The organism is Pseudomonas sp. RA_105y_Pfl2_P56 (assembly GCF_963970845.1).
Classification (GTDB): Bacteria; Pseudomonadota; Gammaproteobacteria; order Pseudomonadales; family Pseudomonadaceae; genus Aquipseudomonas; species Aquipseudomonas baetica_A.
In genome coordinates, this window is sequence record NZ_CAXAPL010000048.1 from 35,611 (window position 1) to 44,848 (window position 9,238).

Genomic DNA, 9,238 nt, shown 5'->3' on the forward strand with positions numbered 1-9,238 from the left:
ATGGTGGCCTTTTGGTAGAGTCGCCGTCGCCAGCGGGTTTTCGGCTGGCCGATGGGACCGAAGAAGGGAGTCTGTTCAGTGAGTCCGGGCAAGAAAATCCTGAGCCTCACCGCGTCGCTTTTGATGCTGACGCTGTGGGCCAGTTACTTTTATGTATTCAAGGAAAACCGCGACGGCCAACTCGGCGGTGCCGGTGAAAGTACCGCGTGGTGCGGCACACCGCCGACCAACGAGGCGGCGTTGCTGGGCAAGGACCAACTGACCTTGCGCGTCACCAACAACCTGCGCGGCGAATTCATGCTCAGCGGTTCTGTGGTGGTGTCCGAACGCACGTTCAACCGTTACGACCTGGGCCGCAACGAACTGCGCCTGCGTCTGGAACCTTTGCAGTGGTCCTACGGCGTCACGCCGATCTTCCTGGAGCAGGTCAAGGTTCAGCCACTGAGCCGCAATCTCTCGTCCTCCAACAAAAGTGCCTACGCTGAACTTGAGCCTCGCCCGATCGGCGTTCAGGGTCAGGTCACCGAGTTCCCGTTCGATACCTACCGTTACGGCTATAAACCGGTGCTCTATTACCTCAAGGGGAGCGAACGCATTGACTTGCGTTTCAAGAACATCACCACGCTGATGGCGATGTCCAACACCTTCACACCGATCCAGAAGTACAACCGCGTCGATTACATCAACGAGAAAAACTCGATGATCCGCGACGAAGACTACAAGGCCTACGGCCCGCATGAATGCGCGTTCAGCGTCGAACGCAAAGGCTCGTTCAAGGTCGTGGTGCTGTTGATGCTGCTGGTGCTGTGCCTGCCGTTGATGCTGGTGTTCTATCGCGATGAGCCGGGGATCGACTTCCTTGCCACGCTAGCAGGCATTGCGGTGGTGCGGGTGCTGCTGATCGGACCGGTGCAAGACTTTCAGCTGTACAACATCGACTTCCTGTTTGGCGCCGCGATTTTGTTGGTAGGTACGGTGTCGCTGATCAAGGCGATGCGCGCCAACAGTCGGCGTGAGATGGCGTTGAGAAGTGGCGAGACGTCGTCCTGGTGAAGAGTCGAGGGGGCAAAAGCCCCCTCATTCGGCGGCAGTGCAATTTTCCGGACTTTAGCTATACCTGTAACTCCCCCTGACGCAATACATTCAGGCCTTGTTGAAAGGAGTTACAGCATGAAGCCAGCCGTAATGATGGGCACCTTGTGCATTGCCACCCTCGCAGTGCTCGGGTGCTCCAGCAAAACCGTTGCTCCCGATGAATACTCCGGGTTTCTCAAGGACTACAGCCTGCTCAAAGAGGCCAAGTCACCGTCCGGTGCCGAAGTGATGCGTTGGATCGACCCCAAAGCCGACATCAACAAGTTCACCAGCGTTTACATTGAACCGACCCAGCTCTATCCCCAACCCCAGCCAACCGCCAAGATCCCGCAACAGACGCTCAACGGTATCACCCGCTATTACGATCAGGCACTCAAACGCGAAATCGGCAAGTCCTTGCCATTGGCCACCGGTCCAGGCCCGGGCGTGATGGTGGTGCGAGCGGCGATCACCGCCGTCAGCAGCAAGACCGAAGGTCTCAAACCCTATGAAGTGATCCCGATTGCGCTGGTGGCCGCGGCTGTCAGCACGGCGAGCGGTATCCGTGATCAGGAAACCACCCTGGCCACCGAAGCGGTGTTCCTGGATGGCGCTAACAACAAAGTGGTTGCTCAGGTGGTACGCAAGGGCACCGGCAAGCCGCTGGCAAACGAATCGCAGGTCATGAAGGCTGATGACGTGAAAAGCGTAATCGATGGCTGGGCGTCGGATCTGAACCAGTCGTATCTCAAGCTCAAATCCAAATAAGCCGACGCTTTCAGGCATTGCCTCAGGCGTGATCCGAGGCAATGCCTAAGGGCTTGGGAGCCGAGTTCTCAAGTACCGACGCCACAGCTGACAAACGCAATCGCGGGCAAAAGAGCCGCCGCCAATAGCCATGCATGCCTTCTCATTTTCTTCGCCATGAATTCACGACTCTCTGATGAACATTGTCGATGCCGGCACGCCTGTGCCGCTAATGAGTAATCCTGCTTTACCAAGCGTTCAGGACACCTGCGATTGAAGCTAGCAGGTAATCGCGGCCAGGCCAGCGGCAGGCGGGTGAGACTGTGGATATTTACACCCTGTCAGGTTTGACAGTTGTCGGAATGGAGATATGGGTTTTTGATGGTTGGGTGCCGCGCAAAATTATCGGCTTGCGCGTAAACGAAAGAAGGAAGGCAAATATGGCTACGGGAACGGTGAAGTTTTTTAACGAGGCGAAGGGTTTTGGCTATATCACGTCGGATGAGGACGGGAATGATCTTTTTGTGCATTTCTCTGAGGTTCAAAGTGCGGGTTTAAAATCGCTTCAAGAGGGTCAAAGAGTTTCGTTTGATGTAAAGGTAGACAAAAAAGGCAAACAAGCTTCAAACATACAGCCCATCTGAACAGCAACGATCTTGATATCTGCCGAAGACTGCGATTTTTTGATCTTGATCTTTAGAAGCAAGATCAAAAGATCGCAGCCTCGTTTAACTCGACAGCTCCTAAAGTTAATCGAGCGCGAGGTGGCAGGGGCGGTCAGGGCTTCTTCGCCTGTTCGCGAATGCGCTCTTCCTGCTCGCGCAGTTGCGGGGTGAATTCGGCGCCGAAATCCGCGGCGGAGAATATCTGGCGAATCTCGATATCCGAGTCGGTGCCCGGCATCGGGTTGGGGCAACGCTTGGCCCATTCGATGGCTTCTGCTTTCGACTTCACGTCCCAGATCCAGTAGCCGGCCACCAGCTCTTTGGTTTCGATGAAAGGGCCGTCAATGACCGTGCGTTTATCACCCGAGAATTGCACCCGAACACCTTTGCTGCTCGGGTGCAGGCCATCGGCCGCTACCAGGATGCCGGCCTTGGCCAGTGCTTCGTTGAAATTGCCCATGGCGCTAAGCAGTTCTTCGCTGGGCATGATGCCGGCCTCGGAATCGGCGCTGGCTTTTACGAGGATCATGAATCGCATAGTGGTGACTCCGTGGAGTGTGGGGGATTCACGGCTTAGTCGAATGGGAACGCCGCGAATCGACACGCGGGATAAATAACGATGCAGCAACCGCCAGTGTAGGAGTTGCCGAGTTACTGGTTCTGGATATCTAACAACCAGTCCGGCGTCCCGCTCAATCCGCTGGGCAAGGTTTCAAAGGGCGCGCTCAATGCAACCCTGCCGCTTTGCAGGCATCGACGAAGTTGACACCTTTTTTGTCCATGGCGTGTTTGACCTGTGCATTGGCTTTTTGCAGCGCAGGACTGGGTTTGGCCCATTGCTCGGGGGGCAGGGGTTGCGACCAGGCGTGCACGTTTTCCGGCAGGGTCGGGCGGCCCTTGCGGTGCGCCCATTCGGCGATCAGGTAGGGCATTTTCCAGAAGGTCAGGATGCGGCGCACGTACCACCAGCGCAGGGGCCATGAGGTGCGTTTGCCGTAACCGTAACGGTGACGTTGTTCGGCGGTCAGGTGCTCGGCGCCATCGTCAAGCGAACCCGTGAAGCGCGCACCTTTACGTTCAATCTCGAACGTGTGCAGGCCTTCATAAGGCTTGAGTTCGTCTTCGGTTGGAGTCAGTCCCAACAGAACGAGCATGGGATTGGGGGCATCCACCAATTCGCCTTCTTCCATGTAATTGCGAATGGACGTCCACATACCCAGTGCATGCACATCGCTGGGTTGGGCCGACAGGATAAATTGCACGGTGTCGTGCTCTTCGTCCTCCAGTCCCATGCCGAAGGTGTAATCGCGCATGGCGCCGTAACTGGTGACGCCCTGACTGCGAGCGACCCAGGCCACCACGCTTTCCCACGGCACGATGAGTACGCGATGGGTGGTGTCGTCGATGTAGCAGACTTCGCGGCGCTGGCGGTTGAAGCGCACAGGGTAATTTTTGGCGAGGGTGCGGACGTTGGAGAGCATGCCGTAGATGAAGGCGCCGATGGGGGCCAAGGATAAGAAACAAACCCAGATACCGACTTCAAAAAAAATCAGTAGATCATGCAAAGGGTTTCTGAAGTTATCTGGATAAAACACTACTCCATACATGATGAGTAGGCTCGGGACTACAAAAGCTCCGAACAAAACAAATCCAATCAGGATCGCCAGTCTTTTTCCGAGCTCCACCATTCCGAAGTTGCTACCGCCCAACTCCAGATAGGTTTCATTCATTTCCGAAAAATTACGCCGAGACACCTGCGCCTGCCCGGTGTAAACCGGCAATGGCGCCAGAAATAAGGTCTCATTCAAACCCTTCACCCGTCGCTCCCCGGCACTTGGCCGCTGGCTTCGAATGTCCGGTGCCGAGTCTTTGGCTTCAGGCTTTTTTTTGCGCTTGAACAGTTTGCTAAACATCGACAGTCGCCATTTCATCGCGGGTGAATAACCAGTACGGGGCCTTGCTCAATCCAGTGGGCAAGGCTTCCACAGTGTCGAGTGTAAATCGGCCTTGGGCCGGCAACCGTACACCACGTTCCGTAGCAATGCGCAGATCGCGCAGGACAAAACAGGTGCGATGGATCAAATCGCGTTCGGCTTCCAATTGGTAGCCAATGTTCAGGGCCAGGGCGAAATCCGATGTTTGCAGGACATCGGGGATCGGCAGGTGCAAGGTCAGAGCCTCGTCTTCCTGGCTGACGACCACGGCCACCGCGGCCCATGCGGCGCTGCATTCCTGCCAGCGCCGGGGTGGCAACTGGCTGTTGTAGGGGCCGGGGAACGGTACCGCGCGAGTTTGCTGATAGGCCAGCAGTTGCAGTCGGCGGCTGTCCATTTCCCGTGTGCGGACGCCGGGTAATCTGAGTTGCAAATAGGTGCGCTTACTCTCGCGGATCAGCTCGCAGGTCGGTTGTTGCACCACGGTAGCCAATGCACTCCAGTCCTCTGGCAGGCTGCGTTGCAGGTTGGCGGTACCCCATGCGCTGGCCTGCAACCACTTTTGCAAGGCGTCCAGATTGAAATAGTTGTAGAGGCCTTCGCCCAGCAGTTGGAGGGCTGTGCCGATCAGACCTACGAGGTTGGCTTGCGCAGCGATGCCCAGCAGCCGGGGGCTGGCTTCGGCCCAGGCAATAGCTCGCAATTCGGCGGGTTTTTTCAGAACCTGATTGATGATCGACGTCGTGTGTTTGGCCCCCCAGATGTTTGTGCCTACGAGGGAAGCGTCGCCGGCAATTTGCATAGTAGTGGCAGCCAATGCTTGGTGATTACCTTCGGCCAGCGCTTTGCTCCATTGCTGTGAGTGCTTACCTAAATCGAAAGCAGCGGCCAAGGCCCCTGCTACAAATGCGCCGCTTCCGGCAATGCCCATCCAGCGGCCTAATCGGCTCATAGTGTTGAGTTTTCCAGCGGCGCTCTCCATTTGCTCGATATGCGCTTGAAGGATGGTTACCGACAGGCCTTGTACCGCTGCAAATCCCGCAGCCGACATACCAAAGAATGATTCAGCGAGACCCACTGCATCAACTAAAGAACGATCATCCTTTTTCAGAATCGAGCTCAACGCTTCCAAAAACTTCTGCCCCTGATAAACAAACAGCAATAACGCAATCCCGTCACCCTTGGATTTCAGCGCAGTCACAATAGGTTTGCCAAACGTCCCCGTCGCGCGGAAATCACGCACGGTTCTGTGCATCTCCTCTCGCAACGCCGGGGCCATGCCATCGATCACCGTGCCGATTTGTCCCGGCCCGCTTGAGCCGACGGTCAGGGCGCGGCTCAGATTATCCTCCAGCGGTACCAACGCAGCCCTGAGCTGATTGATGCGCTGGTTATGCACCTGCTCGCTACCGGATGGGGCCAAGCCATGGATCTGCCGCGACAACTCGCGGTGACGCAATTTGTAGCTGTCCTTGAGTCGGCGGCGCAGGTCGAGCGCGGTATCGCGGGCTTTGTTGAAGGCCTGGAATTCGGACGCCGACGCGGCCCGCAGGGTCAGGCCACTGCGGGAGAATTCGCGCAGCAGTTGCAGGCGAGTTGAGACGCCGAGGCCACGGATGAAGCTGTTGGGATCGATTGGTTGTTGGCGTTTGAATTCTGTATGCGCTCGATCCAACTGATCCGCTGCGATCAACTGATGCGCTGGCATGTACGCCCCATCCAACAAACTCTGCAGCCCACTAAACCGCGTATTCAAATCCGCAAAGTTCGGCAACCGCTCATTCATCAAGCTTCTGAACTGATTGGTCAGCACGTCCACCGCATCAAGGCTTTCCTGCGCCGCCGCGACCTTGATCGAGAAGCTGCTCAGGTCCATGAGTTTTTTGCTCACGTCCATCTGATCGGCCAGGGTCAGGGTCTCGAGCCCCGGTACGACGGTGAGCAGGTTGCTTTCCAGGTAGGTGGCCAGTTTTTCCGTGGCCTCGCGGTTCCAGCACAGGGCGGCCACGCAGAGGAATTCGGTTTCCAGCCGATGGCGGATCTGCTCATCGTTGCGCAAGTCGTAATACCAGGCCGCCCGGTGAAAATGACCACCAACGATCATGTTCAAGCGATCTTCACGAATGGCCTGCAAGCGCTTGTGCCAATGGCTCAGCAGCGTCTGCTGCCGGCTGACGAACGCCTGCATGTCGCTGCGGTTGATCAGGTGATCGATGCCGCGTTGGCCGATCTCCTTTCCGTGCAGCGCCTCCCAGGTTTGCAAGTGAAGTGCCGTGACAGTGCCTTGGTGTTTTTGCCAGAGCACCTCGCCCAGTGCGTCCTGCACATTGACGGCGGCGCGGGCGTAAGGGTCGCTGATCGCCGCTCTTCGCCAATGAGCCTCGTCACCAAAGATTGGCGACCCGGCGTTGTCACGTTTCGCCCGCAAGTAGTCGTCAACGGCCGCTTGTTGCTCGGCGCTGGTCTCGTCCTTCAGGGCTTTGACGGCGGGTTCGGTGTTGGCCAGTGCATCAAGGCGTGCCGGGGTCACTTCGTACAACGGCTGAATATAGGCGCCGGTCAGGTACTGGCGCTGGGCGGCATCATCGCGGCTCCATTGATCGAGCCAGTGCGCGACTTTCAGTTGGGCGCTGGCCAGATCGCGCATCACGCCGAAGTCGTCGCGCAAGACCAGAAACAGGTAATCGTTCTGATAGGCCCCCTGCACTTGGCTGGTGAGGGTTTCAATCGACGTGTTCTTGAATAGCGGCGTGTCTTCCCAGGCGTAAGACTGGCGCTCTTGCGGGTTGGCGCCCTCGGGCAGATCGATTGGCGCGGATTTTTCGGCGACCTCTGCCAGCCAGGCATTGGTCTGACGCTGGCTCAACAAGTGCGCACCGCCCTTGTCCGGACAGGCGCTCGCCGGTTCGATGCGTTGCATCAGACGTTCACGCTCTGTCGCGTCCTTGAGCACTTGCGAACATTTGTAGGCCGTCCACTGGATTTCCGAATAGCCAGCGAACAGCGTGTGCTGCCGGGTGAAGATCAGTTGCGGCTCTCCGACCGATGCTGTGCGCGTGTCGCTGGCCACTTCCTGGCCTTTCCAGACCAGTTTGCTGATCTGGCCTTGCTCAATGCGGTATTCGTGCAAGTAACCGGTGCCGTTATCGATGATGTACAGGTAGCCGTCACGCAACAGTCGAATGCCCAGCGGTTGGCTGCTCAGGCTCAGCGGCATGCTCAGTTCAGAAGAAGGATCAAGCTGTTCGACCAGGCCATAGCGCAGCGGTAACAGTTGCACTTTTTCGCTCATCAAGTGACACATTCCCAGAGGGGAACGGGTGTCCTGGGCGCTCTTGGCCATGGCGGCAATATTGGCGTCGGCTGTCATGGCAAGTCGCTCGGTGAATGGGTGGTGCGCTCATGCGCCAATTGGGCGGCGCGTCGCACGCGGCTCAAGGGAGATTGTTGGGAGGACGCTGTCAGCAGTTGTGCAATGTCCGGGTGGGCGCTCAGTGGTTGTTCGCCCAGATAGCCGAAAACGTTGGCGTAGAGGGTGATTTCCTGTTCCGAGGTGAAGCCTTGTTGATAGGCCTGCTGTGCTGTTTTCTCGGCAAATCGAAGGCGTTCCCAGGCTGAACAGGCCGCCATGAATCCGGGGAAATATCGCTGCAAGTGATTGTTGAGGCTGAGCACCGACTGATGAAACTGCGCCTCTCCCAGAGCGGTGAGTTCCTGTTCGGTCAACTGATAGATATCGGTGGTGTCGGGCGCAGCAGCGTCCGCACGTTGATGTTGTTGCCAGACGGCGTGTAGCCCATCGGGCAGGCACAGGTGCTGAACCGGGCCGAACCAGCGCGCGCTATTGGCTTGCTGCGCAAGGTTCAGCAATGGATGCATGACGGCTGGATCGGCGATGCGCAGCATGACCTCAATCGAACTCGGGTGCTTGACGGTGAGCAGGCGACGCCAGTGTTTGCAGAGCGTTGGCGCATCGGCCTTGCTGAACAGCAAGAAGCCCCATTCCTGCGTGGCGTTTTCCTGAAAGTACGTGAGCAGCGGATCGTCTGCGCCTTTGAGAGTGATCAGGTACGGCGAAATATCCGCCAGCTCCTGCCAGCGTGTGCCTTGGTAGAGGCAGTAAGCCGGATTGTCCCAGCGGCGCAGGCATTGCGGCAGGTTGGGAACACTTACACCATCCAGCAGCAAATAGGCCTGCACGGACCATGGCAAGTCATCGGGTAAGGACGGTAATTCAAGCATCGGCTTCTCCACGCTGCTGTTTGGCGGCTTCGCAAACAGCGCAGATCGGCCTCTTGGCCATCAGGGTCAGACGCTGCGTTTGAATTAATACGGGGGCTTGAAGGGCGATCTCGGCTGATGGGATAGCAGATAACGCCGTCACTCCAACCACTGGCGCGCCGCCCTCGACGATAGCGACGCTGCTGAAGATCCCACCCGCATTGATGACGATGTGATGACCGCCAGCACTCAGCGTCAGGCTTGTCCCGGCATCAATCACCACTTGGCTCGCGGTAACCCGCGCATGCGGCCCGGCCTGAATCACCAGCGTTCCATCCGCCGTGCTGCTGCTGTTGCCGCTGATGCTGAGCAGGTCGTCGCTGCCGATGACGGTGTTGCGCGTACCGTCGGTGGTGTGGCGTTCGTCAGCCTTGATCAGGCTGGTGCTGTGGTGGTCGACCTGTTCGAAGCGGTCGCGGCGGATCAGGCTGTGGCTGTCGTTGAGGATCAGTTGTTCAAAGTCACGCTCGGCGCGCAGATAGATTTGTTCCTGGCCGGCGCGGTCTTCGATCTTCAGTTCGTTGTAACCGCCGGTGT

General features: G+C 57.6%; 8 protein-coding genes. 3 read left to right on the top strand and 5 right to left on the bottom strand.

Annotated elements, in window-relative coordinates:
* Positions 1-78: 78 nt before the first annotated feature.
* The 3 genes from AACY11_RS24645 (at position 79) to AACY11_RS28510 (ending at position 2,465) form a co-directional block, all read left to right on the top strand.
* Positions 79-1,053 carry a hypothetical protein gene (locus tag AACY11_RS24645; protein ID WP_221732529.1) on the top strand — a complete coding sequence of 325 codons (975 nt, stop codon included), beginning with the start codon at positions 79-81 and terminating at the stop codon, positions 1,051-1,053.
* Between the two features lie 117 nt (positions 1,054-1,170).
* Positions 1,171-1,842 (top strand): DUF3313 domain-containing protein, encoded by a 672-nt coding sequence (locus AACY11_RS24650; protein WP_339466755.1) that lies wholly within the window; start codon positions 1,171-1,173, stop codon positions 1,840-1,842.
* A gap of 302 nt (positions 1,843-2,144) precedes the next feature.
* Positions 2,145-2,465 (top strand): cold-shock protein, encoded by a 321-nt coding sequence (locus tag AACY11_RS28510; RefSeq protein ID WP_445261986.1) that lies wholly within the window; start codon positions 2,145-2,147, stop codon positions 2,463-2,465.
* Positions 2,466-2,598: 133 nt separating this feature from the next.
* Here the strand turns inward: AACY11_RS28510 and AACY11_RS24660 are convergent, their stop codons facing one another.
* From AACY11_RS24660 to AACY11_RS24680, 5 genes are all read right to left on the bottom strand, one after another.
* Positions 2,599-3,024 (bottom strand): YciI family protein, encoded by a 426-nt coding sequence (locus AACY11_RS24660; RefSeq protein ID WP_339495926.1) that lies wholly within the window; start codon positions 3,022-3,024, stop codon positions 2,599-2,601.
* A gap of 187 nt (positions 3,025-3,211) precedes the next feature.
* Positions 3,212-3,997 (bottom strand): DUF6708 domain-containing protein, encoded by a 786-nt coding sequence (locus tag AACY11_RS24665; protein ID WP_339495927.1) that lies wholly within the window; start codon positions 3,995-3,997, stop codon positions 3,212-3,214.
* Positions 3,998-4,391: 394 nt separating this feature from the next.
* A complete protein-coding gene (locus AACY11_RS24670; protein WP_339495929.1) occupies positions 4,392-7,790 on the bottom strand; it encodes a toxin VasX in 3,399 nt (1,132 codons plus the stop codon).
* Positions 7,787-8,662 carry a DUF4123 domain-containing protein gene (locus tag AACY11_RS24675; RefSeq protein WP_339495930.1) on the bottom strand — a complete coding sequence of 292 codons (876 nt, stop codon included), beginning with the start codon at positions 8,660-8,662 and terminating at the stop codon, positions 7,787-7,789. Before AACY11_RS24675 ends, AACY11_RS24670 begins: the two co-directional genes overlap by 4 nt.
* Positions 8,655-9,238 (bottom strand): bacteriophage T4 gp5 trimerisation domain-containing protein (locus AACY11_RS24680; protein ID WP_445261987.1); only part of this gene is annotated, 584 nt, incomplete at its 5' end. The genes AACY11_RS24675 and AACY11_RS24680, both read right to left, overlap by 8 nt.

Excerpts from the sequence above, each read along its gene's own strand:
- AACY11_RS24670 (WP_339495929.1), bottom strand. The coding sequence starts at position 7,790 with ATGACAGCCGACGCCAATATTGCCGCCATGGCCAAGAGCGCCCAGGAC.
- AACY11_RS24675 (WP_339495930.1), bottom strand. The coding sequence starts at position 8,662 with ATGCTTGAATTACCGTCCTTACCCGATGACTTGCCATGGTCCGTGCAG.
- AACY11_RS24650 (WP_339466755.1), top strand. The coding sequence starts at position 1,171 with ATGAAGCCAGCCGTAATGATGGGCACCTTGTGCATTGCCACCCTCGCA.
- AACY11_RS24660 (WP_339495926.1), bottom strand. The coding sequence starts at position 3,024 with ATGCGATTCATGATCCTCGTAAAAGCCAGCGCCGATTCCGAGGCCGGC.